Below are 23,154 nucleotides of genomic sequence, written 5' to 3' on the forward strand. Positions count from 1 at the left end.
CTTTGAGCATGATGCGGGCTTGCAAAGCTCGGGCAAACACGTGTTGATCCTCCGGTCTTCGTCCGGGAATCGGACGACCACCACTGGGAAAACCCTTATGACCACTCAAGCCGAACTGATCGCCGCCGTCGCCAAGGACGCAGGTGTCTCGCAGGCCGACGCCGGCCGCGTCCTCGACGCGATCGTCAAGAACATCCACAAGAGCCTGGTTTCGGGTTCGGACGTCCGCATCTCGAACCTGGGCGTGTTCGACACCGCCGAGCGCGCCGAGCGCGAAGGCCGCAACCCGGCCACGGGCGCGACCATCAAGATCGCCGCTTCGAAGGCTGTGCGCTTCCGCGTGTCGAAGCCGCTGAAGGACGCCGTCAACGGCTAAGCCTTTAGGTCAGACGGGGTCGTGATTTCACGAACTGTCCGGCTTTACCCCTCAAGTAGCCTCGCACCGCGTGCGAGGCGTTAGGGGCCTCTCTTAAAGAGAAGATCAGGCGGCTCCGGCCGCCTGGGATCGGGCGGGGGTCGCAGGGCGGTCTCCGCCCGTTTTCTGTCTGAACTCGGCCTTAGTCGCCGCGATCCAGCCGGCGTAGGTGTCAGCCCCGGCGCTCAGTGTCGCGAAGTCCTGCGGACGGCCCGAACCGTCGGCGCCGTCCAGTCCCGCCAACGCGATGCGGATGCCGCCCGGAGAGCGGGCCTTGTCCGCGAAACCGGAATAGTTGGCCGACAGCCGGTTCAACGCCCCCGCGTCGCGCGCCAGCGAATAGCCGACCCCGGCGCGGATCAGCCGGTTCTCCTCGTCCGCCGTCAGGGGGATCAGGGCGTCGCGATAGCGGTTCCCCAACTGCTGCTCGTAGAGGGCGGCGGCCGCCCCCCATTGCTGCTGTTTCCAGAAGATCTCGGCGCGGACGTCGCGGGCGGCGGGCGAGGCGTCCTTGCCCAGCAGCTCCAGGGCGTGGTCGTAGCGACCCAGCTCCATCAGGGCGCGGGCCTCCAGCGCCCGACGCTCGGTGTTCATCGCCGTGGGCAGAAGCGTGGTGCGCGAGCTCCACAGGGCCTGCAGCGCCTGTTCCGGCTGGCGGTTCATCAGATAGACGGCGGCCAGATTGGTCGAGACCTGGGCCTTGGCCACGCCGTCGAGACGATTGTCGGCCTGATATTTCAGCAGTTCCGCCGCCTGATCCAGCAGGTCGACGTCGATCAGGCGTCGGGCCAGACGGCGCACCATCTCGTCGCCGTCAGCGCCGACCGGGGTCAGTTCGCGGAAGTCGAAGAAGAGGGCCAGGGCCTGCACCGGCTGCAGGCCGTCGGCGGCGCCGTCGAGGAAGAGGGCGCGGAAGGCGTTGTCCAGATCGGACTGCAGCTTGTCGCCGCCGGGCAGGACCACGATCTTGCGCCCCGCCGCCTTCAGCGTGGTCAGGGCCTCGCGATAACGGCCCTGCGACAGATAGAGCTCGCCCAGGCTGCGGATCACGGCCAGCTCCGTGCCGTCGCCGCGCCAGCGCCATTTCAGAGCCTCCAGCTGGGCCGCCGCCGCATCGGGCTTCAGCGTCCCCCTGGCCATTTCCAGACGCACCGCGCCGAGACGGGCGGGCGTGGCGATCCCGTCCAGCGGAGCGCGGGCCACGGCCTTGTAGAGGGCCAGGGCCTGGGCGGGTTTCTGTTCCAGCTCGAACAGCTTGGCCTGGACCAGACGGGCGGTCAGCTGATCCGCCGCCGATATGCCCGGCTGGCTGAAGACATAGGCCAGAAGCTCGCGCGCGGCGTCCAGATCGCCGGTCTCGACGGCGGCCAGGGCGTGGGCCGTGCCGAAGCGGGCGCGCCACTCGGGGGTGAAGTTGTCGACCACGCCCGCGCCCGCCGCGAAGCCCTGTCGCGCATTGGTCCAGTCGCTGCGCTGGGCGGCGATATAGCCCTGCCAGACGCGAGTGGAGGGATCCCCCGCCAGGGCGCCTGCGGAAAAGTCGGCCTCGGCCTCGGCCAGACGCCCGATGGAGGCGCGGGCGGCGCCGCGCAGGCCGCGCACCTCGGCCACGCCCTGCATGGCGGGGGTCTGCTTTACCAGGGCGTTCAGCACGCCGATCGCCTCATAACCCAGCCCCTGCCCCACCAGGAAACGGGCGTAGGCCAGGCGGGATTCGATGGGGGCGCGCGGGTCCTCCGCGGCGCGACCGCTTTCCAGCTCGGCGGCGACCTGCAATGCGCGGTGGCGGTCGTTGAAGCTGTCGCCGCCCAGATCGGCCCAGTCGGCGATGATCAGGGCCGGGCGAACGGCGGCGCGCGGGGCGTGGGTTTCGGCGGCAGCGGTTTCCAGCCCGACGGTCGGCGGCGACAGACGCAGGCCTTTCGGTCGCGACAGGGTGACGATGTCGCCCTCGGCCTTGACCGTCAGATCATCGGTCGGGGTCTCGACCGCCAGGCCGTGGGCGGTGGGCAGCAAGGCCAGATCGACGGTGCGACGGCCCGTCGCCACGCCCTTGCCGGGAGCCAGGGCCGTGACGGCGGCGAAGCGGTCGCCGACCATGGGATCGGTCAGCCAGACGGTCTTGGTGGCCCCGGCCATACGCGCGGTCAGGGCGGTCTGGACGCTGTCGTCGCGGCCGATCTCGACGCCGCTGACCGTCGTCGCGGTTCCGCCCAGGGTGACGGTCCACGACGCCCCATCGGCGCGAGCGGACACGGTCTGGCCCTCAGCGGCGGGAATGCGGATGGCGGTGAAGTCAGGCCCGGCGGCCCAGCGCGCCTTGGCCGCGCTCCCGGCCCTGGCGGCCGCGGGCATGTTCATGCGGGCGGGGGCGTCGAACACCACCCAGACCGCGTCGCCGCGACGGAAGACGGCGGCCCCGACCGGCGCAGCCCAGGCGAAGGTCAGCCGCGTCGTCTCGTCCTTGACCTCGGCGGTCACCGGCACGGCCCCGCCGGCCGGCACGACCGAGGGCCTGGCGCCCTCGGGTGCGGCGCCCGGTGCATAGAGGTTGAGCCAGACCGCGCCGTCGGCGGCGCCGGAGCGAACGCCCGCCCCCTCGGCCAGAGTCAGGACCAGCTCGGTCGCGCCCTGGACGGCGCGGGTCTCGACCTTCTCGACCCCCTTGGGCGGATCGACGCGCAGACGACTGACGTCGGGGGCGGCGGTCGTGCCGATGCGGATGACGACAACCCGGCCGTCCTGACGCACCCTCGCCCGCGAGCCCACAGCCCCGGCGAATTCGATCTTGGTGAAGCCGGTGTTGGCGCCGACGCGGATCTCGACCGGACCGCCGCCGCCGTTGGCGCCCTCGGCGTGCGGGGCCAGGGGCGCGAACACGACGACGCCCGCCGCAGCGGCCGCCACGGTCGTCTTCAGAACACGCTTGCTGGCGCTGGCCCCGGACATACGCGCGCATGCTCGCGCGAAAGGGCTTTCATCGCGGTTAACGCCGGTTAAAGAGCCGTCTTGAAAACCTTACCATGTGGGTAGGACAAATCACCCGCTTGCGACGCGCGCGTGAAAGGGCGACATCCTCGGTATCGACGTTATCGTCACCCCGTTCGTCAGGTGTTGTTGTGTCCGACCCCGTCTATCCGCCCCTCAGCCCGCTGAAGACCGGCGTCCGCTGCCGCTGCCCGCGCTGCGGCGTCGGCCCGCTGTTCCAGGGCTATCTGACCATCCGCAAGGAGTGCACGAACTGCGGCCTGGACTACGGCTTCGCCGACCCGGCGGACGGCCCGGCCTTCTTCGTCATGTCGGCGGTGGGCGTGGTCGGCATGATCGGCTTCATGATCTTCGAGTTCAACGTCCACCCGCCGGTCTGGGTGCACTTCGTCGTCACCCTGCCCATCCTGGCCCTGATGTGCCTGGGCGTGCTACGCCCCTTCAAGGGCTGGATGGTGGCCGAGCAGTATTTCCACAAGGCCGAGGAGGCCGTCTTCTCCAGCGTCGGCAAGCACGGCGAGGGCTATGGCTGGCGCGGCCAGGCTGAACGCGCCGCCAAGGACGAGGCGCGCGACAAGGGGTGAATTCCTCGATAGCCCTCCCCCTCAAGGGGGGAGGGTTGGGTGGGGGTGAAGCCGCAATATTCGCCTATCGAGCACCAGAGACGCCGACAGCCGTCGCGCCTCCCGCGCCACACCTTCAAACTCGAGCCCTGCACCCCCATCCCCGCCCCTTCCCCCCTCGAGGGGGAAGGGAGTTCAATAGGCGGGCACTTTCAGACTAGCGCGTCAGCCGCAGCGTCACGCCCACCGTACGCGGCGCGCCGAGGAAGGCGCCCAGGGTGCCGGATTGGAAGGGGGCGCCGAAGGCCACCTGGCGATAGTCCCGATCGAACAGGTTCCTGCCCCACAGCTCGACGCTCCAGGCCTCGTCGTTGGCCAGGGCCACGCGGCCGTCCACCAGCCAGAAGCCCGGCTGGCTCTTGGCCGGGTCCAGGTCCGAGCCGGTGTTGTATTCCGACGAATACTTGGCCGCCAGGGTGACGCGGCCCATCAGGCCGGCGCCCACCGGACGCTCATAGGTCCCGGCCAGCGACCCGCTCCACAGGGGGGCGAAGTTCAGGCGACGACCGGCCAGCAGCGGCAGGCCGGCGATGGGGTCGTGGCCGTATTCGGTCTGGGCGTAGGTGAGCCCGCCCTGCAGCGATAGGCCCTCGAACGGCAGGAACATGAAGTCCGCCTCGACGCCCTTGGCGCGCACTTCCGGGATCGAGCGCACCAGGAAGGTGGTCCCCAGGAAGGTGTTGAGCTGGAAGTCGTCATAGGTCTGGCGGAAGGCGGCGGCCGAAACCAGAAGACGGCGCTCCAGCATCACGCTCTTGACCCCGGCTTCCCAGGCGTCAGCGGTTTCGGCCCCAAAGGCGCGCGAGGCGTCGGGCACGCGGTTGGTCTGACCGCGATCCAGGTTGAAGCCGCCGTTCTTGCGGCCGCGCGACCAGCCGGCGTAGAGGCGCAGGCCCTCGGCCACCTGGTATTCGGCGCGGGCCATGCCGGTCCAGGCCTCGTCCTTGACCGTCTCGGACGTCTTCAGGCCGTTGAAGGCCGGGTTCGACCAGGGCAGGCACAGGGTGCCGTTGACCACCCCATTGGCCAGGGCGGCGGCGCAGGCGCGACCGCCGTCGGTGTTTTCATAGGCCGCCTCCATGTCCTTGGTCTCATGCGTGCGGCGCAGGCCCCCCGTCAGGGTCAGGCGGTCGGTCACGGCATAGGAGGCCTGAGCGAACAGGGCCGCGCTCTGCGTCGTCTGCCAATAGCGATCCAGTTGCCCCTCGCCCTCGACGAAGCTCTCGCCCACCGGCAGGCCGGTCAGGGTCGAGACGTAGGCGGGGTCGCCGAGCGGGTTGGCGGTCGAACGCGACAGCAGGCGGCTGACGTAGGCCTCATAGTCGGCGCCGTAGAAGAGGCTGTCGCGACGGGTCAGCTTCTCGTCAGACAGGAAGAACCCGGCCGACCAGTCCAGTCGGTCGCGCTGGCCCGACAGACGGACTTCCTGCGTCAGGGTGCGGAAGCGGTTGGACCAGCTGCCGTCGTCGGGACGATAGGCCAGGTCGGCCGAGGTGAAGTCCCAGTCCTGGCTGATGACGCCGCGCCAGTCGCGCATCGCCGTCGTCGACTCCAGCGTCGCCCAGCCCAGGTCGGCCGTCAGATGCAGGGCCAGACCCTTGTCGCGGATGCGGGTGTTGGTGTCGCGGTTCGAGTAGGCCGTCCGCGCCCAGGGGTTGGGCGTCGCCGCCACCCCGCCGTCGGGGGCGAAGGTGGCCAGCAGGGGCGCCGTCCCGCCCGTCACAAGCTGGACGCCGACGCAGCAGCGCTCGTCCCGCTCGGTCCAGTCGGCGGTCAGGCGGGCGGTCAGGTCAGGCGTGACCTTCCACAGCAGTTGGCCGCGCACGGTGTCGTAGTGCTCGTTCTGATCGTCGGTCGCGGTGCGGGGGCCGTCACCGGTCTTGATGTCATAGAGGCCGTCGCGGCGACGCGCGGCGACATAGAGGCGGCCAGCCAGGACCTCGTCGGCGATGGGGCCGGTCAGGGAGACGGAGCCGCCTTGCGTCCCGTAGTCGCCGAAGGTGGCCTCGCCCGCCATGCGCGGGGTGAAGGACGGGGCGGCGGTGACGACGTTGATGACGCCGGCCGAGGTGTTCTTGCCGAACAGGGTCGCTTGCGGGCCCTTCAAGACCTCGATGCGTTCGACCTCGCCCAGGTCGCCCAGGGCCACGCCGTTGCGCGGGCGATAGACGCCGTCGATCATGACGCCGACCGAGCTTTCCAGGCCTGGATTGTCGCCCACCGTGCCGACGCCGCGGATGCGGGCCGTGGTGAAGGTCTGGTTCGAGGTCGAGGCCACCACCAGGCCCGGAGTCAGGATCTGCAGATCCTTGATGTCGCGCACGCCGACATCGTTCAGCAGAGGCTGGGCCGCCACCGTCAACGACAGAGGCGTGGCCGCCAGCGTCGCCTCGCGCCGCTGGGCCGTCACCACGATCTCGGACACCTGGGTCGGTCCCTCGGTCGCCGCATCCTCCGCGAAGGCGGGCGCGGCGAAAACGAGCAGGGGCAAGGCGACGGACGCGAGATACGCGGCGCGGACGGGGGAGTTCATGAAAGGGGAAACCGCTTTGCGGAGCGACGGCGCACGGCCTTTGTCGCGGACAGAAGCCGCGCTCTAGCAGTCGGTTTCGGCCGTTGAAAGCCTTACCTCAGGTCAGCAATCGGTGACTTTTCGTCAGCACACGATGACTTTCAGGCCCGCCCCGCCAGGGGACCGGAGGCCTGGGGCGCAAAGCTGACCTCGACCCGGCTACGGTGAGGATGGACGTCGTTGCGCACCGCGCCGCCCACCCGGCACAGGCCGCCGAGGTCGCTCGCCGCCCCGGCTTCGTGCGCCGCGACCAGTTCCAGCAGACGTTCCGCCTCGGCCAGCGAGGTCGGCTTCTGATCCAGCAGCCAGTGCTCCAGCTCGCCCAGATCGACCGTCAGCCCGCCAACGCGGACCGCGCTTTCGACCTTGCGGCTATTCCACTGATGCAGCAGCGCGCGCGCCGCTTCCATGGTCCATTGCTGCGCCATCACGCCCCTCCTGGGCGAAGCGTCGGGCGGCCCAGGCTTCCCAGATCCCGACGAAGGCCGTCAGGCTGACGAAGGTCCAGGCGACCCATTGCAAGGTGACCGCCGCCCATCCCAGCCGCTCGTGAGCGAAAAAGGGAGCCAGATGGCTGAACACGATGATCAGCTGAAATCCGGCGCAGGCGACCAGCCACCAGCGACGACCATGTTCCGCCAACGCCCACAGCGCGCCGAACAGGGCCACATCCACCAGCATCACCCCGACCCGAAAGCCGTCGATGTCCCATCCCAGAACCAGGACCGACAGGACCTGGGCCGCCGTGAGGGCGACCACGGCCAGTCGATCAACCGTCTCGCCGCGCCACAACAGCAGGGCAAAGGCGATGAGGTTGGCGAGGATGAGTGCGATCTGAACGGGGTGCATGGTTCGAAATCAGCCCGCGCGTCGGCCGGTTCCGCCCTGGGCGGCGCCGACGACCCGTTCCGGGCGTTTGCTCATTGACCTGTCATCATCGATTACCCCGGTGAAGTCCGAAGTCACCGCAGGCTTTCGATCAGTTCGAGCACGGGGTTGGCGAGGCTGGCGCCGACCGCGGCGATGATCAGCCAGGCCAGAGACCAGGCCAGGATCAGCCACAGCAGGGAGCCCCCCAGCTTCCTGGGTCGGCGCCAGCCGTCCAACGCGACATATCGGTCATAGAGCGAACGTCGCGTCCCGCTCTCGAGCATCGGCGAAGACGCTGCGGAGACAGCCGCAACTGGCTCAATCGGAGCGGTGTCGGATAGGGGGAGTATTTCCCCTGAGTAGTTTTCACTCAGGCGGCGTGCGGCCTGCAGACGGTCGGACACGCCCAGCTTTTCATAGGCGCGATGCAGGTGGTTCTGGACCGTGCGCGGCGACAGGTCGAGCCGCTGCGCAATCTCCTTGTCGCCCAGGCGCAAGCCCGCCAGCTGGACCACTTCCAGCTCACGTTGGGTCAACCTCGACACTGAAGAATCCTTCGCCACGGCTCAGCGTTAACGAATCCGCCCCGGTTACGTCCAGACCGTAAAATGTATCGCTGATACCGCGTAAGCGAGATCACGACCTAGCCGCCCAGGGCGCCGGTCGCGTCCAGGGTCGCATCGGCGTTCTCGATCACCGTCACATCCGCGACGTCCACGCCATACTCAGTCTTCAGAGCCGACAACCAACCGAACAGGGCCGCAGAGGTCACGCCAGGCGCGTCGAAGCCGATGCCGCCTGCCTCGTCCACCGACAGGGTGACGTTCAGCCCCGCCGCCTCGGCCGCGCTGCGCGCCGCCTGTTCGACCTCGGCCAGGGGCATGGGCGCCCCGGCCTTGGTCGGCGTCCGCGCCGCCAGCCCGCTCTCGATGCGGGTCAGGCTGGCCGTCGCCTCGACCCGGCGTTCCGCCGCCGCCGCGCGCCAGGCGAAGGCGGGCCGCACGATCAGCAGCCAGATCAGGACGGCGGCGATCAGCAGTCCCATGACCGCCAGCATCCTCTGCTCGCGCACCGAACGCCCGTCCCACCACAGGCCGATCGACTGGATCATCCGGTTCATCAGGCGCCTCCCACGCGGACTTCCGAAACGACCTTGCCCTGGTCGTCCACCGTGCTTTCGTCGGTCAGGCTCATGCCCCGCGCCGCCATGGCCTGCTGCAGGGCGTCGAGGTCCTGATAGGCGGCGTAGGTGACGGTGGCGCGCACCCCGCCGTCGTCGGCGGTCAGACTGTCCAGTTCGGCGCCCTCGACGCTCTCGACGGTGGCGAACAGAGCAGCGGCGGCGGCCGTGACGCCGCCCGGCGGCGGGGCCGTGGTCAGGCGGCGCGTCGCCTCGGCTACCGCGTCGGCGTTCGGTCCGATGTCGGGGAAGGCCCGACGCGCGGCGGTCTCGGCGCGATGCGCGGCGTCGCGCGCGCGCCACTCGTCATGCCCGGCGGCGGCCAGGGTCAGGATCAGCGGCGAGACGATCAGGGCCGCCGCCAGCGCCCCGGCCCGCTTCCAACCGCGCCGGTCCGCCTCGACGCGGCGCCCCGCCCCGGCCAGCAGGTTGATCGGCGGGTTGAGGGCGGCGGCGGCCAGCAGGCGCTCTATCTCATCGGCGCGGCCGATGCGCTCCAGCACGCGCCCGGCGGCCACGGCCTCGGCCAGATCGGGCTGGAGGCTGAGCGCCAGTTCGCGCCCGCGCAGGGCCAGGTCGGCGCCGAGGACGGCCACGCTCAAGGCGCCCTCCTCGGCCGGTTCCGGCAGGATCAGGCTGTCGGGGATCATGACGTCGGCCTTCAGGCCAAGGCTCGACAGATAGTCGCCCCAGGCCTGCAACAGGCCGCGCCCGACCACGGCGACCAGCCGCCGCTCGCCCGCCGCTGCGACCGGACCGAGCGCCGCACTCAACCGGTCAGCGGGCGCGGCCAGGTCGTCGCGTAGATGGTGCAGCGCCGCCGCCGCGACCTGAGCCGGACTGCCCGTCGGCAGGTCCAGCCAACGGATCAGGACGTCAGCACCGGGCGCCACCGCCACGGTCCGCATCGGCTCGGGCGCCGGTCCGCCCAGTTCCACCACGCCGTGCGTCAGAACGTTTCCCTGCGCATCCAGCGTCAGGCAGGAGGCCGGCAAGGCCGCCGAGGGCGGGATCAGGATCAGTCGGATGCGGCTCATTCGTCCAGGGTCCAGCGTTGGATGACGGTGCGCGCGGGACCGGCCTGGGGCAGCTCGATCAGGGCGGTGCGGACGGCGCGGCTGCCGCCGAACTCCACATCCACGCGCAGGTTGAAGAAACGGGTCAGGACCGTCAGCTGGTCCTGCGCCGGGATCGGCACTTGCACCCCCGCCATCGGCCCCTGCATCAAGAAGGCGTTGGCGTCGCTCCAGCCGCTCGCCGGTCGCGCGGCGATGGCGGCCTTGGCCGAGGCCAAGCTCAGCTTCCCGTCCGCCAGCATGACCAGTAGGGGCGCCTGCTCCGGCGTCAGGGTGTTGGGGTTGATCGGCGACAGGGCCGTGGTCGGCAGGGCGCAGAGGTAGGGCCGCAGGGCGGCGTAGGTTGCAGCGTCCACGCCCTTCACGGCGCGCAGTTCGCTGACCTCGGCCAGCAGGGTCCCGGCGGTGCGATAGGCTTGCGCCTGCCCGGCGTAGGCGGCGTCCTCGCCCCCTTGGGCGCGCGGGGTCGTGTCGGTGTCGATCCAGTCGGTCAGGGCGTCGGCGATGGCCCGCATCCGCCCCTCGGGCAGGTTCAGTGCGCGGCCCAGGGCGACGAACTGCTGAACGCCCAACGGCCGGGCGACATAGACCTCCAGCTGGCCCTCGACCACGCTGTTCAGGTTGAAACAGGCCTGACCGTCGCTGAGGCGGGCGGTGATCGACCCGTCCTCGATGGGGAAGTTCAGCACCCGCCCGTTCCAGTCCGGCTGGATCGGCGTCTTGACCGGATCGAGGTCGCGCAGACGGTTGATCTGGCGCCGCGCCAAGGCCTCTGCCCCCGCCGCATACCACTGGGCCTGGCTCTGGGTTTCTGCATTCAGGGTGCGCCGCACCGAGAAGCGGATGTCGTCCAGCACCAGCACCGCCACCGCCGCCATCACCGCCACCAGCAGCAGGACGGTCAGCAGGGCCATCCCCTCACGGTCTTTCAGTCGCGCCCTCATCGCCCGCCCCCGACCACGAACAACTGGCGCACGGGGCCATAGCCCTCCAGCGTCAGGTCCAGACGGACCGCGTCGGGCAGGGGCCGATCCGGCGACGGGACAAAGCGCGGCGTCTCGGCGCCCGCGCTGATGAAGGCCAGGGTCGGGGCGCTGACGCCTTGATAGAGCACCTGCGGCGGGCCGGGCCGGGAGCCGTCCAGATGGGGATAGACCCTTCGTTCCAACCGGTCCTCGACCAGCCGGTATTCGACCCTTTGCAGGGCGGCGCGCGGGCGCCCGTCCGGGTTGCTCCACCCCGCACGGACCAGAACCAGCAGGGGCTCGCCCGGCGCCTCGGCAGCCAGAATGGGCGAGGAGGCGGGCTGGCCGTTGGCGGCCCTCACCCGGCGTGGCGCGGCCTGACCCAGGTCGGCGCGCAAGGTCGCGCGCAGGCGTTGCAGCTCGGCGGTGCGGTCGGTCGCGGCCTTGACCACGAAACGGTTGTCGATGCTCTGGCTCAGCACCAGCACCCCCGCCGCCGCCAGCAGGGCGAAGATCAGCAGGGCGATCATCACCTCGATCAGGGTGAAGCCGGCCCGATCTGCGGCGCGGGCTTTCATGACCCGACCGCCCGGAACAGGACGCGCTCGGACGCCTGCCCCTCGTCGTCGGAGACGCGGATGTCGATGCGCAGGATGTCGGGGTCGTCGGTCGCCGTGACCGCACGGGTCCAGCGCCAGTCGCGACCGGCCAGTTGCTGCATCCCGTCGCTGTCGCCGGGCGCAGGCGCAGGCTGCGCCGTCATGGCCTCGACGGCCAGGTTCTCGGCCACGATCCCGCCCAGCGTCCGCGTCTCGGCGCGCGCCGCCGAGCGGGTGTTCTCACCGCCGAGGTTCAGCAGGGCGAGCGCCGCCAGCGCGAAGACCGCCAGGGCGACCAGCAGTTCGATCAAGGTGAAACCCGAGCGCTCAGCCATCGACCCGCACCTCGCCCGCCGCATCGACGGCGACGGTCACGGCGCGCGGGCCGCGTGACAGGGTCAGGCGGGCGGCGTCGGCGACGCCGGTCGGGTCGAAGACGACGCGCAGGGGCGCCTCGGCCGGCTGGCCTTCTGGCCGCGCGGCGGTGTCCTCGGCCCAGCGCTCCTCGCCGAAGGGGCCGTCGGTCAGGGGCGACCACTGGACGCCGTCAAAACTGGAAAAGGCGTAGCCCTCGGCCGTCGCCTCGACCGCCACGGCGCGGTTGGTCAGCAGGGCCTCCTCGCGCGCGCGAACCAGCCGCGCGGCGAAGCGCTCGGCCTCATCGCCGACAGGCGGACGCGGATCGGGCACGGCCAGCACGACGGCCGAGGCGGCCAGCCCCATGATCGCCACCACCATCAGCAGCTCGACCAGGGTGAAGCCGGGACGTGAGCGGTGAAGCCTGCCTGCCCCCTTCCCGTTGGCGGAGGGGGGAAGGGTTGGGGATGGGGGTGCGCCCTCCGCGGTGTGAAGCGCCGACGCATGAGACGCGGCGACACCTCCCGCGCCTCGTTTTTGACCCTGCCTGTTCTCACCCCCACCCCACCCCCCCCCCTCGAGGGGGAGGGCCTTGATGGCGGACGCCTCAGTTCTGCCAGTTGCCGATGTCGGCGTCATTGCCCTCGCCCCCTTCCTTGCCGTCGGCGCCGAAGGAGAAGACGTCGAACTGACCGCCGTGGGCGGACGGGCGGCGGTACTGGTAGGCGTTGCCCCAGGGATCTTCCGGCAGACGGCGGATATAGCCGCCCTCGCGATAGCGTTCCGGGCGCGCCAGACCGGCGGGCGGCGACGTCAGGGCGTTAAGGCCGCTCTGGGCGTCGGGGAAGGTCAGATTGTCGAGGCGATAGGTCTCGATGGCCTGTTCCAGGGTCGAGATGTCGGCCTTGGCCTTGCCGATCATGGCCTTGTCCTGGGTCGGCAGGACATTGATCGCCACCACCGTCGCCAAGAGGCCGATGATGACGATGACCACCATTAATTCCACGAGCGTAAAGCCCCGCCGGGCTTTGCGCTGAGAGGCGCTACCGCGAGCGACGCGGTCGCTCGCTGCTTGAGCGCAGATGCAGGCGCCGTCGTCAGAAAGGTTGGGTTGCGGTTGGGTCATCGGCGCCTCTTTCACCCCATCGCCAGGGTGTTGATCTGAAGGATGGGCAGAAGGATCGACAGGACGATCAGGGCGACCACGCCGCCCATGACGACGATGATCGCGGGCTCGAGGAAGCTGAGCATGACGGCGGTGAAGGCGCTGAACTCGCGCTCCAGATAGTCAGCGGCGCGCTCCATCATCGGCTCCAGCCGACCGCTGGCCTCGCCCGACGCGGTCATGTGCACCAGGATGGGCGGGAAGACGTCGGCGCGGCGCATGGCGGCGGACAGACCCCCGCCCTCGCGCACGGCGTCGGCCATCATCTCGGTCGAGGCGCGCAGGGCCCGGTTGGAGACGGTGCGGGACGTGATGGTCAGGCCCTCCAGCACCGGCAGGCCCGCCGCGATCATGGTCGACAGGGTCCGCGCCATCCGCGCCCCGTGCAGGTCGCGCGTCAGCCGCCCGACGACGGGCAGGCGCAGCAGCCGCCGGTCCACCGCCAATCGGAAGGCGGGGCTCCTCATCCCGACGATGAAGCCGCCGACGCCGCCCGCGAGGAGCAGGGCGATCAGCCAGCCCCAGTTTCGCATCAGGTCGGACACGCCGATCACCGCCCGCGTCAGCAGGGGCAGGGTCTGGTTCATGCTGTCGAACTGATCGACCACCTTGGGCACGACGAAGACCATCAGGGCCGTCACGACGCCGAGCGCCACCAGGGCCAGGACGGCGGGATAGACCAGGGCCGTGATGACCTTGCCGCGCACCTGCTGATCGCGCTCCAGCCCCTCGGCCAGGCGCTCCAGAATGGGGCCGAGCGCGCCCGACGCCTCGCCCGCCGCCACGGTGGCGCGATAGAGGGGCGGAAAGGCCGCGCCCTGCCGGGCCATGGCTTCCGACAGGCGCTGGCCTTCGACCACGCCCGCGTGGACGCCCGACAGGACGGCGCGCACGTCGGGGCGTTCGGCCTGCAACATCAGGGTGCGCAGGGCCTCGTCGACGGGGGCGACGGTGATCAGGGTGGCCAGCTGGCGCGTGGTCAGAGCCAGGGTGCGGCTGGACAGCTTGCGGCTGCGGCGCGAGCCCTTGTCGGTCGTGACAGCGGCGCCCGAGGCGCGGCTGAGCGACAGGGGCATCAGGCGGCGACGCGCCAGCGCCGTCTTCGCCGCCGCCTCGTCCGGCGCGGTCAGCACGCCCGCGACGGTGCGGCCCGAAACGTCCACGGCGCTGTAGTCAAAGGCGGGCATCAGGCGGCGCTCTCATGGAGCGGATGGGCTTCGGGCGTTTCCTGACGGGTCACCCGCACCGCCTCCTCGACCGAGGTCACGCCCGCCAGAACCAGAGCGCGCGCCCGATCCGACAGGGTTCCGCCCTGCGGGAAGGCGGCGGCAATCAGGGCCTCTTCGTCCGCCTCGGCGGCGATCAGACGGCGGACCTTGTCGTCGATCTTCAGCGTCTCATAGACGCCGACGCGACCGACATAGCCGGTGTGGTTGCACGCGCCGCAGCCCTGGGCGCGCCAGACGGTCGCGCCCTTCTGGACGCCGATCAGACGGGCGGTGGCGGCGTCGGCGGGTTCGGACTGGCGGCAGTCGCCGCAGAGACGGCGCACCAGGCGCTGGGCCACGATCAGCCGCAGGGTCGAGGCCAGCAGGAAGGGCTCCACCCCCATGTCGCGCAGGCGCGTCACGGCGCCGGCGGCGTCGTTGGTGTGGACGGTGGACAGGACCAGATGGCCGGTCAGCGAGGCCTGAACGGCGACGCTCGCCGTCTCCACGTCGCGGATTTCGCCGACCATGACCACGTCCGGGTCCTGACGCAGGATGGCGCGCAGGCCCGCCGCGAAGGTCATGCCGACCTTGGGATTGACCTGGGTCTGGCCGACGCCGTCGATGGCGTATTCGACCGGGTCCTCGACCGTCAGGATGTTGCGGGTGGCGTCGTTCAGCAGGCTGAGGCCCGCATAGAGGCTGGTCGTCTTGCCCGAGCCGGTCGGGCCGGTGACGAGGATGATGCCGTTGGGTTCGCGCAAGGTGCTGCGGAAGGCCTCGTGCGCCTCGGCGTCCATGCCCAGCTGGTCCAGCGACAGGCCCGCCTGATCCTTGTCGAGGATGCGCAGCACCACCCGCTCGCCCGCCCGCGACGGCAGGGTCGAGACGCGCACGTCCAGGGTCTTGCCGCCCAGCGCCAAGGGGATGCGCCCGTCCTGGGGCACGCGCTTTTCGGCGATGTCCAGCCGGGCCATGACCTTGATGCGCGACACCAGCAGGGGCGTGATGCGCGGGTTCAGGCTCAAGGCTTCGCGCAGGACGCCGTCGACGCGCAACCGCACGATCAGGGCGCTCTCATAAGGCTCCAGGTGGATGTCCGAGGCGCCGGCGCGCACGGCCTCGGCGATGATGCCGTTGATCATGCGGATGACCGGGGCGTCGTCGGCGGAGTCCAGCAGATCGGCGGCGGCGGGCAGGTCCTCGATCAGGCCGTCGAGACCCGACGGCATCTCCATCGGCTCGTCGGCGCTCAGGTCGCCCGCATAGACGTCGGACAGGCGGCGGTCGAACTCGGCCTGATCCATGGCCTGAACCTGCAAGGGCCGACCCAGCGCCCGCCGCGTCTCGACCAGGGCCAGGGGGTCGGCGCCCTCGCGCAAACCGACCACGGCGATGTCGCCGGCGTCCAGCAGGATGACGCCGTTCCGCTTGGCGAAACCGTAAGGCAGCGTCGGATTGACCAGGGTGATCATGGCCCTCAGCCCTGCGGCGAGACGGCATTGGCGGCGGGGGCCAGCGGGCTGATCGTCACCGCCCCGACCGGCGCCGCCACGCCCGGCGCCGGGTTGTCGATGGCGCGCGGCGCGACCGGGGCCTGGGTGCGCATATAGTCGCGCAGCATCTCGTCCAGACTGGGCTCGACGCCCGGCTGCGATCGGATTTGTTCGCCGCGCATATAGCCCCAGCGGTCGGCGCTCAACTGCTGGGCGTCGCCCGGGGTGCGGATGATGGTCGGGCGGATGAAGACCATCAGATTGGTCCGCCCGCGCTGGCGGCTGGTGGACTTGAACAGGTTGCCGAGCACCGGCACGTCGCCCAGGCCCGGCACCTTGTCGACCGACAGGCGGTCGTTCTGATCCAGCAGGCCCCCGGCAACGGCGATCTCGCCGTCGTCCACCACCAGGGTCGTTTCCAGCTCGCGCTTGTTCAGCACCAGATCGGACGCGCCGTTGGTCAGGACGCCATTGATGCTGGACACCTCCTGCCGCAGGAAGAGGGTGATGGAGCCGCCCGCATTGATCTGCGGCTTGACGATCAGCTTGACCCCGATGTCCTGACGCTGGGTGGTGCGGAAGGGGTTGGAGTTGCCGTCCAGCAGGGTCTCGCCGGTGGTGATCGGCACCTCCTGCCCGACCAGGATGGTGGCCTCCTCGTTGTCCAGCGTCATCAGCGACGGGGTCTGCAGCAGGTTGGAGCCTTCGTCCGACTTGGCCGCATTGATGATGAAGCCGAACAGGCCGTCCGAGCCGATGCGGCCGCCGCCCCCGCCGATGAAGCCGTTGGCGCCGACCAGGCTGTTGAGGGCCAGGTTCTGAAGCTGCTCGCGCAGGGGATCGTCCTTGTCGAGCTGACCGGCGGCGGCCCCGCCCGCGATGGGCAACAGTGGGGTCGAGCGGTCGGAATAGTTGGTCAGGCCAATGGGATTGCCGTCCGATCCGGCCAGCAGCCATTGGACCCCCAGCTCGCGCACGGCGGTGTCGCCCAGCTCGACCACGATGGCCTCGATCAGCACCTGCTGGCGGCGGCTGTCGAGCTGGCGGATGACCTCGGCCAGCATCCTTTGCGTGTCCGCCGAGGCCGAGATGACCAGGGCGTTGGCGCCGGGGAAACGGGCGATGCTGGCCTTCTGGCCCGCGACCGGCGCAGCCGGAGCGGCGACGGTCTGGGGCGCGGCGGCGGCTTCGGCAGTTCCGCGCGTAGCGGTCGGCGTGGCGGTGGCGCTGGCCGCCGTGACCGGCTGGCCGACGATCTGCTGCAGCACCGGCAACAACTGCTCGGCGTTGGCGTGTTGCAGGAAGACGACCTTCACATCGTCCGCCGAGCGAGCGCGGCGGTCCAGATCCTCGACCAGAGGCCGCACGCGGGCCACGGCGGCGGGGTCGCCGCGCAGGATGACCGAGTTGGAGCTGGCCACCGGCGTCACCGACACCATCCCCTGCCCCGGCTGGCCGCCGGGCGGAGCCAGGACCTGAGACAGAACCCCCGCGATCTCGGCTGCGGAGGAGTTCTCCAGCGTCACCACGTCGAACGAGGCCCGGTCCACGTCGATGCGCTGGATCAGGCTGCGGATGCGATTCAGGTTATCGGCGAAGTCGGCGACCACGACGCTGTTGCCGCTGGGATTGGCCAGGACCTGGCCCTGGGCGCCGACCAGGGGCCGGATGGTCTCGGCGGCCGAGGCGGCGTCGATGTTGCGAAGCTGGAAGACCTGGGTCGAGAAGCGCTCGGACCCGACCGTGGACGGTCCCTGCGCCGCGCCCTGGGCCGGGCTGATGCGATAGGCGCCGGAACTGGTCGGCGTCACCACCAGACCATTGGCGCGCAGGGTGGACAGGAAGACCTCGAACAGCTCGGTGCGGTTCAGCGCCCGCTGGCTGGTGACGGTGACGTTTCCCGTCACGGCGGGATCGACGATGAAGGTGCGGCCCGTGGTCCGCGCCACGTCCTGAATGAAGGCGCGGATGTCGGCGCCCTGAACGTTCAGGGTCTGGCGCGCGCCGTCCTGCGCCATAACCGGCGAGGCCAGCAGCGGACCTTGAGCGGCGATCAGGGCCGACAGGGCGACGGCGGCGAAAGAGCGGTGAAGGCGCATCACTGGCCGGTCCTTATGGTGGTGGTCTGCACCCGGCCGTTCCGCTCGAAGCGGATCTCGGCGGCGCTGCTGCCGGAAAGCTCGCCGCCCAGTTCGGACAGACGTTCCAGACTGTTCAGTTCGGCCCCGTTAACGGCCAGGATGACGTCGCCCGATTGAAGGCCCGCCGCCCTCAGCGTGGCTCCGTCGCCGCGCGCGGCCAGGGTGAAGCCCTTGATGCGAAGCCCGTCCATGCGCGGACGCAGCGAGGCCTGGGCCATCAGTCTCTGGGGATCAACGACCGGGCCAGCGGGCGCTGGCGCGGCGGCGGGGGCCGCAGCCGATACCGGGGCCGGCGCGCCCGTCGGGGTCATGACCTGGGCGGTCGTGGGCGGCGGAGGCGGGGTTGCAGCGCCTGCGGGCGTCTCGGTGAAGACCAGTCGGCTGACCGATCCGCCGCGCGATACGGTGACGAAGTCCTCGCCGACCGAGGCCAGGGTCAGGCCCTCCGAAATGGTCTCGCCCACCCCGACCGAGACCTGGCGTCCGTCGGGCAGGCCGATGATGGCCGAGCCGCCGTCGGGTCCGCCCGCCCGCACCCCGAACAGGCGCAAGGCGTCGCTGTCGGCGCCCGCCGCCTCGGCCAGGCTGCTCTTGTCGCCGGTGCGGAAGAAGGCGTCGAAACGCTGGAAGATGGAGGCGTCCACGGGGGCGGCCTCGACGCGGGCGGCGACCGCCGCCTCGGGCTGGGGCGCGACGAAGATCCAGGCCAGACGGCCGGCCTGAACCGCCAGCAGGGCAAGCAGGGCGATCTCTACGCCCGCGCGAATCCGCCCCGGCCGCGCGGCGATCGCCGTGCGCGCCTGACGCCCCCATTCCCCGACCCGTGCGATCACGCCCGACGCTCCGAACACCCCCGAAAACGGGAACCCCGGCTGCTTACTCCAGCAGCCGGGGTCGAAGCCTCACGTGACGATGACGGCCTTGAGACGTTGTCGTGACAACGCCGCCGTATGCGGATCAGAAGCTCGTGGACAGGCTGAGCGAGAAGGTTGTGCCCAGCTTGTAGCCCTCGACCACGCCCTTGCCGCCGTTGGCGAAGGACTGGCTGCGCTCGTATTCCTCGCCCAGGATGTTCTCGACCTTGGCGCCGACGTCATAGTCGCGGCCGCCGACGGTGAAGGTCTGGCTGGCGACCAGGTCCAGCATGATCGGCGGGGTCTCGATCACGTCCGGCAGACGGGTCGTGCCGGTGATGATGCCGGCGTCCGAAATCCGCTCGCCCTGATAGTTGACCAGCAGGGTGGCGCGGCGACGGGCCGTGGTGTTCTCGAACCCAAGCTGCAGATTGCCCAGCCATTCCGACTGCCCCTGCAGGGCGCGGGTGTAGGCGGCGTCCTTCACTTCCGAGTCCGACCAGGTGACGTTGGCCACGACGAAGACCTCGTTGTTCTGGAACCAGGTCAGGTTCGGAGCCCAGACGTCCATCGGCAGGGTGTAGTCGATCTCGGCCTCGACGCCCTTCAGCGTGGCTTCCTGGGCGTTCTGGAACGAACGGCCGAAGCCCTCGCCGATCGGCTGATAGGTGCGCTCGATCGGGTTGTCGAAGGCCTTGTAGAACAGGCCGATGGTCGCCGACTGGCGCTGGCCGAAATACCATTCCCAGCGCAGGTCGTAGTTCTGGATCTCGGCGATCTTCAGGTTCGGATTGCCGCGCTCCAGGGTGTTGGAGTCGTCGTCCAGGAACAGGGCGTTGGACAGTTCGCGCAGGTCGGGACGGTTGATCGTCTTCGAATAGCCGAAGCGCAGTTGCATGTTGTCGGCGAACTCCCAGGTCGCCGTCGCCGTGGGCAGCCAGAAGTCCTGGGCCAAGTTGGCGTTAATGGGATCGCCCGCGCCGGTCTCGCCCAGCGGGATGAAGCTGTTCACCTGCTGCTCGGAGTCCTCATAGCGGACGCCGGCGGTGACGCGCAGGTCCTTGATGACCTCGACCTCGGCCGAAACATAGGCCGCGTTGATCTCCATCGTCGCGTCGAAGAAGTCCGACGGATCGGTGATGTCGCGCAGGGTGTAACCCGCATTACCGCCGATGTTGTCGGGGCTGAAGATGATTTCCGGCACGAAGCTGCGCAGTTCGGGCGAGATGATGACGCCCGCCGCCGGCTGGAAGGAGTAGCGGCGGCTGGCGAAGTCACGCTCGCGCTCCTGATGCAGGCCGCCGGCCTTCAGGGTGATCTCGCGGTCGGCGATCAGGCCGTTCAGGGTGAAGTCGAGACCGAACTCGGTGTTCTCGTCCTCCAGGGCGCTGAAGAAGGTGCGGTTGGAATCCGACCCCGGCGTCATGCGGAAGACGTTGTCCGGCTCCAGACGATAGGAGTATTCGCGACGATAGGGGGTGTCGCGCGAGGCGGTCGAATAGGCCGCGCGCCAGTCGACCTGCAGCCGGTCCAGCGCCATCGGCAGCATGAAGACGTGACGACCCGACAACTGGTTCGAGTTCATCTGCTGCTCGATCCAGTTCAGACGCTGGAAGCTGCGGATCAGGCCGGGGTCGGCCGAGAACAGGCCGCGCTCGATCAGGGCCTGCTGACGCGTCTTGCGCAGCAGAAGCGTGGTCAGCTTCAGCTCATGGTTCTCGTTGAACTCGATGCCGAAGGCGCCCAGAGCGTTGAGGGCGTATTCCTGTTCCGTGCGCTGGAAGCCGCAGCCCACAGCGTTCGACAGGCCGCCGGCGCTGTCGCAGGCCTCGGGGCTGATCTGGTCGTTGACGCCGCCGTTGACCTCGAAGGAGTTGCGCACGCCCTCGCGGTTGCGGACCTGATAGTCGTAGTCCACCGCGACGAAGCCGCCCAGGCGCATGCCGTTGGACAGGTCGATGATCTCGGCGCCCGACAGGTTGAAGCCGAAGTCCGGCAGGTTCTTGTCGCCGTCGATCGACCAGATGTTGCGCAGCGAGCGGCCCGCCGCCTGCAGCATGGTCGGGTTGTTGGCGAAGGACTTCAGCGAGGGGTCGATCTTGATGAAGTTGGGCAGGTTCAGACTGTTGTCGGCGATGCCGATGTTCGACAGCTTGCCGCCGGCGTCCCAATACAGGCCTTCCTTGCCGGTCGATTCCGTCTCGGCGCTGATCGAGGCGCCGAAGGAGACGAAACGCTCATTGGGGATGGCGCGCGTCGACAGGGCGATCAGACCGCCGCCGAACTCGCCCGGATACTGGGCCGAATAGGTCTTCTGGATCTGGGCGTTGGACACCAGCGAGGTCGGGAACAGGTCCAGCGGCACGACCCGCTTCAGCGGCTCGGGACTGGGCAGGGTCGAACCGTCCAGGATGATGCTGGAATAGCGATCGCCGAGGCCGCGCACATAGACATAGCCGTCGCCGACGATGGACAGGCCGGTGACGCGGGCCAGGGCCTCGCCGATCTCCGAGTCGCCCGAGCGCTTGATGTCTTCCTCGGTCAGGATGTTGGCGACCGCCGAGGTCTCGCGCTTGACGTCCGGCACGAAGCGGCCGCGCACCACGATGTCCTCGACCGTCGAGACGGCCTCGGGGTCTTGCGGCGCCGGAGCCGAAGGCGCGGCGTCCTGGGCCCACGCCCGCGTCGGGGCCAGGGCGGGAGCGGTCAGGACAGTGCTGGCGAGCAGGCCGGCGAGGCCGATCGTGCGGGTAGGCGTCATCTCAAGAAGTCCTTCGGTGCGAGCGCCGGAGAGAAGGAGGAAAGGGCGAGACGGCGGGCGGCTGATCAGCCGCCCGCCGCTCAAGGATCGAAACGACCCTTAGTCGTTCAGCCAGCGGGTCCAGTTCAGCGTCCAGTTGGAGGCCGAGTCACGGACCGCGCCGACGTAGGGGGCGGCGTCGAAGAAGGCGTCGACCGTGCGCGGATCGACCGACACCCCGGCGTTCTCATTGACGCCGTTGATGTAGGCCCGACCGCCCGAGACGTAGGACGACAGGGTCGAGGTTCCGGTGCGGTTGTTGGCGTCCTTGGTGAAGACGGCCTGGGCCTGGGAGCTGTGGAAGGGCGTCGCGACCGAGATGTAGAAGGAGCGCAGCGACAGATTGCCGGCGTCCGCCTGGGCGTAGGTGGCGGCGTCGTCGATGCGCAGGCCGCGCACGAAGGCGCCCGACACCACGTGGTTGTAGAACTTGCCGGCCGTGCCGCGGCGCAGACGCATGCCGGCGCCGCCCGAGGTGTTGCCCACCAGGGTCACGTTCGAGATGGTCGGGGCCGAACGCGGCAGGATGTCGAAGCCGAGCTCGTTGTTGTCGGCCTCATAGCCGGCGTCGCCAGCGGCCTGCAGCGGGTTCTGGGCGATGACCACATGCTGGACCTTGCCGTTCCAGCCGAAGGTCCAGTCCAGGCTGTCGTCGTCGGCGCCCGTCAGCACCAGGTGCTTGGCGTTGACCGAACCGCCGAAGAACTCGACCGTGTCGTCGCCGCCGTTGTGAGCCTGGATATAGTCGACGGTCGAACCCGAACCGACGCCCCAGAAGGCGATGGCGTTCAGTTCGTTGGTCTCGGTGAAGCGCACGCCGGCGTATTCGACGCGGACGTAACGCAGCGTGCCCGAGGTGTCGTTCGGCACATTGCCGCCGTAGAGGCCCGAGCCGCCTTCGGCTTCGGCTTCACAGACGGCCGGCGCCGCCGGGCAGTTGTTGATCACGCCGCGGCCCAGCAGCGACAGGCCGCCCCACTCGCCCGAATAGGGGTCGTCGCGGACGCCGGCGCCCAGCGGCGAACGGGCGTTGGCCAGACCCAGGGTCGTGGCGTAGCCGAGCGCGTCGGCGCTGGTCAGGATGATGGGCTGAGCAGCGGTGCCCTGGGCGTTGATGCGCGAGCCGCGCTGGATGGCCAGCTGCGAGGTGCGGGTGCCGGCGTAGATCTTGACGCCCGGATCGATCGACAGGACGGCGGTGACGCCGCCGGCCTTCTGGCCGTCGAAGCCGACGTCCTTGCCGACCTTGACCGTGCCGTTCAGCTGATAGGCCGGGCCCGCCGTCAGGGTCAGGTTGGTGGTGATCTCGCCCGAGATGCGGCAGTGCTCCTCGGTGCCGACGGTGACCTTGGTCACGGTCGGGTGGGTCGGGCAGGCGCCGTTCGAGCCGCCGGTGCCGCCGCCGCCGTTGTTGCCGCCGCCGCCGGTGCCGGGGTTAGAGCCGGTGTCGCCGGGGTTCTGCAGTTCAGAGGTGCCGTCGCCGCCGCAGGCGGCCAGGGCCAGGGCGCTGGCGGCGACCGCTAGCAGGGTTTTCGTCTTGAGAGCGGTCATCGTCTGCACCGTGTCTGAGCCAATAAGACATGCAGGAGGACGTTCGGACGGATTGTCCGAAGTTGGATGATCGGCGCCCGCCTGCCCGGTCCCTCCCCTAGAAGCCGGATGTGACATGGCCGCCGCCGAACCACGACAGTTCCGGCGCCCTTCCATGAAGCTGTGGCGCCGCTTGCGTGAAAAGCCGTCCCGATACGGCGGGGATTTCACAATTCGTCGGGACGCGCGGATCGATTGCCCCTCCCCCTAAGCGCCCGCGCCCGCTAGTGCAGGATGGAACCACGCGCCGGGGAG

At 69.8% G+C, this 23,154-nt stretch carries 20 protein-coding genes; 2 read left to right on the top strand and 18 right to left on the bottom strand.

Going from position 1 to position 23,154, the window contains the following annotated elements:
• Nucleotides 1-97: 97 nt before the first annotated feature.
• On the top strand, nucleotides 98-376 hold the full coding sequence (locus tag ACR9FL_RS13275; protein WP_105564062.1) for an HU family DNA-binding protein: 279 nt from the start codon (nucleotides 98-100) through the stop codon (nucleotides 374-376).
• Between the two features lie 105 nt (nucleotides 377-481).
• On the opposite strand, the gene ACR9FL_RS13280 is transcribed toward ACR9FL_RS13275, so the two are convergent.
• Complete coding sequence (locus ACR9FL_RS13280; protein WP_436355904.1) at nucleotides 482-3,364, bottom strand: hypothetical protein; 2,883 nt, start codon at nucleotides 3,362-3,364, stop codon at nucleotides 482-484.
• Between the two features lie 170 nt (nucleotides 3,365-3,534).
• Here ACR9FL_RS13280 and ACR9FL_RS13285 point away from each other — a divergent pair, with 170 nt between their 5' ends.
• On the top strand, nucleotides 3,535-3,987 hold the full coding sequence (locus tag ACR9FL_RS13285) for a DUF983 domain-containing protein (RefSeq protein ID WP_296177489.1): 453 nt from the start codon (nucleotides 3,535-3,537) through the stop codon (nucleotides 3,985-3,987).
• A 196-nt stretch (nucleotides 3,988-4,183) separates the two neighbouring features.
• Here the strand turns inward: ACR9FL_RS13285 and ACR9FL_RS13290 are convergent, their stop codons facing one another.
• The 17 genes from ACR9FL_RS13290 to ACR9FL_RS13370 all read right to left on the bottom strand — a co-directional run bounded on the left by ACR9FL_RS13290 (nucleotide 4,184) and on the right by ACR9FL_RS13370 (nucleotide 22,860).
• The gene (locus ACR9FL_RS13290) at nucleotides 4,184-6,559 is read right to left on the bottom strand and encodes a TonB-dependent receptor (protein ID WP_436355905.1); all 2,376 of its coding nucleotides are present in this window, start codon (nucleotides 6,557-6,559) and stop codon (nucleotides 4,184-4,186) included.
• Between the two features lie 140 nt (nucleotides 6,560-6,699).
• Nucleotides 6,700-7,026, bottom strand: a complete 327-nt coding sequence (locus ACR9FL_RS13295) for a hypothetical protein (RefSeq protein WP_436355907.1) — start codon at nucleotides 7,024-7,026, stop codon at nucleotides 6,700-6,702.
• The gene (locus ACR9FL_RS13300) at nucleotides 6,971-7,447 is read right to left on the bottom strand and encodes a hypothetical protein (protein ID WP_296177484.1); all 477 of its coding nucleotides are present in this window, start codon (nucleotides 7,445-7,447) and stop codon (nucleotides 6,971-6,973) included. The genes ACR9FL_RS13295 and ACR9FL_RS13300 overlap by 56 nt, the downstream gene beginning before the upstream one ends.
• Before the next feature lie 113 nt (nucleotides 7,448-7,560).
• Entirely contained in the window at nucleotides 7,561-8,013 is a 453-nt protein-coding gene (locus ACR9FL_RS13305) for a response regulator transcription factor (protein WP_436355908.1), read from the bottom strand.
• A 98-nt stretch (nucleotides 8,014-8,111) separates the two neighbouring features.
• Complete coding sequence (gspM, locus tag ACR9FL_RS13310; RefSeq protein WP_436355909.1) at nucleotides 8,112-8,588, bottom strand: type II secretion system protein GspM; 477 nt, start codon at nucleotides 8,586-8,588, stop codon at nucleotides 8,112-8,114.
• Complete coding sequence (gspL, locus tag ACR9FL_RS13315) at nucleotides 8,588-9,685, bottom strand: type II secretion system protein GspL (RefSeq protein ID WP_436355910.1); 1,098 nt, start codon at nucleotides 9,683-9,685, stop codon at nucleotides 8,588-8,590. Before gspL ends, gspM begins: the two co-directional genes overlap by 1 nt.
• The gene (gene gspK / locus ACR9FL_RS13320; RefSeq protein WP_296177476.1) at nucleotides 9,682-10,638 is read right to left on the bottom strand and encodes a type II secretion system minor pseudopilin GspK; all 957 of its coding nucleotides are present in this window, start codon (nucleotides 10,636-10,638) and stop codon (nucleotides 9,682-9,684) included. The genes gspL and gspK overlap by 4 nt, the downstream gene beginning before the upstream one ends.
• 26 nt (nucleotides 10,639-10,664) lie before the next feature.
• A complete protein-coding gene (gene gspJ / locus ACR9FL_RS13325) occupies nucleotides 10,665-11,267 on the bottom strand; it encodes a type II secretion system minor pseudopilin GspJ (RefSeq protein WP_296177474.1) in 603 nt (200 codons plus the stop codon).
• Nucleotides 11,264-11,623, bottom strand: coding sequence for a type II secretion system minor pseudopilin GspI (gene gspI, locus ACR9FL_RS13330; protein WP_296177472.1), 360 nt, complete (start codon nucleotides 11,621-11,623; stop codon nucleotides 11,264-11,266). Before gspI ends, gspJ begins: the two co-directional genes overlap by 4 nt.
• Complete coding sequence (locus ACR9FL_RS13335; RefSeq protein ID WP_436355911.1) at nucleotides 11,616-12,026, bottom strand: GspH/FimT family pseudopilin; 411 nt, start codon at nucleotides 12,024-12,026, stop codon at nucleotides 11,616-11,618. Before ACR9FL_RS13335 ends, gspI begins: the two co-directional genes overlap by 8 nt.
• A gap of 226 nt (nucleotides 12,027-12,252) precedes the next feature.
• Complete coding sequence (gspG, locus tag ACR9FL_RS13340; protein ID WP_436358160.1) at nucleotides 12,253-12,642, bottom strand: type II secretion system major pseudopilin GspG; 390 nt, start codon at nucleotides 12,640-12,642, stop codon at nucleotides 12,253-12,255.
• Nucleotides 12,643-12,782: 140 nt separating this feature from the next.
• Nucleotides 12,783-13,997, bottom strand: a complete 1,215-nt coding sequence (gene gspF, locus ACR9FL_RS13345) for a type II secretion system inner membrane protein GspF (RefSeq protein ID WP_436355912.1) — start codon at nucleotides 13,995-13,997, stop codon at nucleotides 12,783-12,785.
• Nucleotides 13,997-15,493: a type II secretion system ATPase GspE gene (gspE, locus tag ACR9FL_RS13350; protein ID WP_436355913.1), complete on the bottom strand. Its 1,497-nt coding sequence runs from the start codon at nucleotides 15,491-15,493 to the stop codon at nucleotides 13,997-13,999. The genes gspF and gspE overlap by 1 nt, the downstream gene beginning before the upstream one ends.
• Before the next feature lie 5 nt (nucleotides 15,494-15,498).
• Nucleotides 15,499-17,613: a type II secretion system secretin GspD gene (gene gspD, locus ACR9FL_RS13355; protein WP_436355914.1), complete on the bottom strand. Its 2,115-nt coding sequence runs from the start codon at nucleotides 17,611-17,613 to the stop codon at nucleotides 15,499-15,501.
• Complete coding sequence (locus ACR9FL_RS13360; RefSeq protein WP_436355915.1) at nucleotides 17,613-18,488, bottom strand: type II secretion system protein N; 876 nt, start codon at nucleotides 18,486-18,488, stop codon at nucleotides 17,613-17,615. The genes gspD and ACR9FL_RS13360 overlap by 1 nt, the downstream gene beginning before the upstream one ends.
• Before the next feature lie 124 nt (nucleotides 18,489-18,612).
• On the bottom strand, nucleotides 18,613-21,270 hold the full coding sequence (locus ACR9FL_RS13365) for a TonB-dependent receptor domain-containing protein (RefSeq protein ID WP_436355916.1): 2,658 nt from the start codon (nucleotides 21,268-21,270) through the stop codon (nucleotides 18,613-18,615).
• A gap of 99 nt (nucleotides 21,271-21,369) precedes the next feature.
• Nucleotides 21,370-22,860 (bottom strand): hypothetical protein, encoded by a 1,491-nt coding sequence (locus tag ACR9FL_RS13370; protein ID WP_436355917.1) that lies wholly within the window; start codon nucleotides 22,858-22,860, stop codon nucleotides 21,370-21,372.
• Nucleotides 22,861-23,154 lie beyond the last annotated feature (294 nt).

It is taken from the genome of Brevundimonas sp. CEF1, assembly GCF_051353055.1.
In the GTDB taxonomy this organism is placed as follows: domain Bacteria; phylum Pseudomonadota; class Alphaproteobacteria; order Caulobacterales; family Caulobacteraceae; genus Brevundimonas.

What these genes read in the sequence shown, in the direction of transcription:
- ACR9FL_RS13275 (WP_105564062.1), top strand. Translation starts at nt 98, where the DNA reads ATGACCACTCAAGCCGAACTGATCGCCGCCGTCGCCAAGGACGCAGGT.
- ACR9FL_RS13280 (WP_436355904.1), bottom strand. Translation starts at nt 3,364, where the DNA reads ATGTCCGGGGCCAGCGCCAGCAAGCGTGTTCTGAAGACGACCGTGGCG.
- ACR9FL_RS13290 (WP_436355905.1), bottom strand. Translation starts at nt 6,559, where the DNA reads ATGAACTCCCCCGTCCGCGCCGCGTATCTCGCGTCCGTCGCCTTGCCC.
- ACR9FL_RS13295 (WP_436355907.1), bottom strand. Translation starts at nt 7,026, where the DNA reads ATGGCGCAGCAATGGACCATGGAAGCGGCGCGCGCGCTGCTGCATCAG.
- ACR9FL_RS13300 (WP_296177484.1), bottom strand. Translation starts at nt 7,447, where the DNA reads ATGCACCCCGTTCAGATCGCACTCATCCTCGCCAACCTCATCGCCTTT.
- gspM (WP_436355909.1), bottom strand. Translation starts at nt 8,588, where the DNA reads ATGAACCGGATGATCCAGTCGATCGGCCTGTGGTGGGACGGGCGTTCG.
- gspL (WP_436355910.1), bottom strand. Translation starts at nt 9,685, where the DNA reads ATGAGCCGCATCCGACTGATCCTGATCCCGCCCTCGGCGGCCTTGCCG.
- gspK (WP_296177476.1), bottom strand. Translation starts at nt 10,638, where the DNA reads ATGGCCCTGCTGACCGTCCTGCTGCTGGTGGCGGTGATGGCGGCGGTG.
- gspJ (WP_296177474.1), bottom strand. Translation starts at nt 11,267, where the DNA reads ATGAAAGCCCGCGCCGCAGATCGGGCCGGCTTCACCCTGATCGAGGTG.
- gspI (WP_296177472.1), bottom strand. Translation starts at nt 11,623, where the DNA reads ATGGCTGAGCGCTCGGGTTTCACCTTGATCGAACTGCTGGTCGCCCTG.
- ACR9FL_RS13335 (WP_436355911.1), bottom strand. Translation starts at nt 12,026, where the DNA reads ATGGTGGTGGCGATCATGGGGCTGGCCGCCTCGGCCGTCGTGCTGGCC.
- gspG (WP_436358160.1), bottom strand. Translation starts at nt 12,642, where the DNA reads ATGGTGGTCATCGTCATCATCGGCCTCTTGGCGACGGTGGTGGCGATC.
- gspF (WP_436355912.1), bottom strand. Translation starts at nt 13,997, where the DNA reads ATGCCCGCCTTTGACTACAGCGCCGTGGACGTTTCGGGCCGCACCGTC.
- gspE (WP_436355913.1), bottom strand. Translation starts at nt 15,493, where the DNA reads ATGATCACCCTGGTCAATCCGACGCTGCCTTACGGTTTCGCCAAGCGG.
- gspD (WP_436355914.1), bottom strand. Translation starts at nt 17,613, where the DNA reads ATGCGCCTTCACCGCTCTTTCGCCGCCGTCGCCCTGTCGGCCCTGATC.
- ACR9FL_RS13365 (WP_436355916.1), bottom strand. Translation starts at nt 21,270, where the DNA reads ATGACGCCTACCCGCACGATCGGCCTCGCCGGCCTGCTCGCCAGCACT.
- ACR9FL_RS13370 (WP_436355917.1), bottom strand. Translation starts at nt 22,860, where the DNA reads ATGACCGCTCTCAAGACGAAAACCCTGCTAGCGGTCGCCGCCAGCGCC.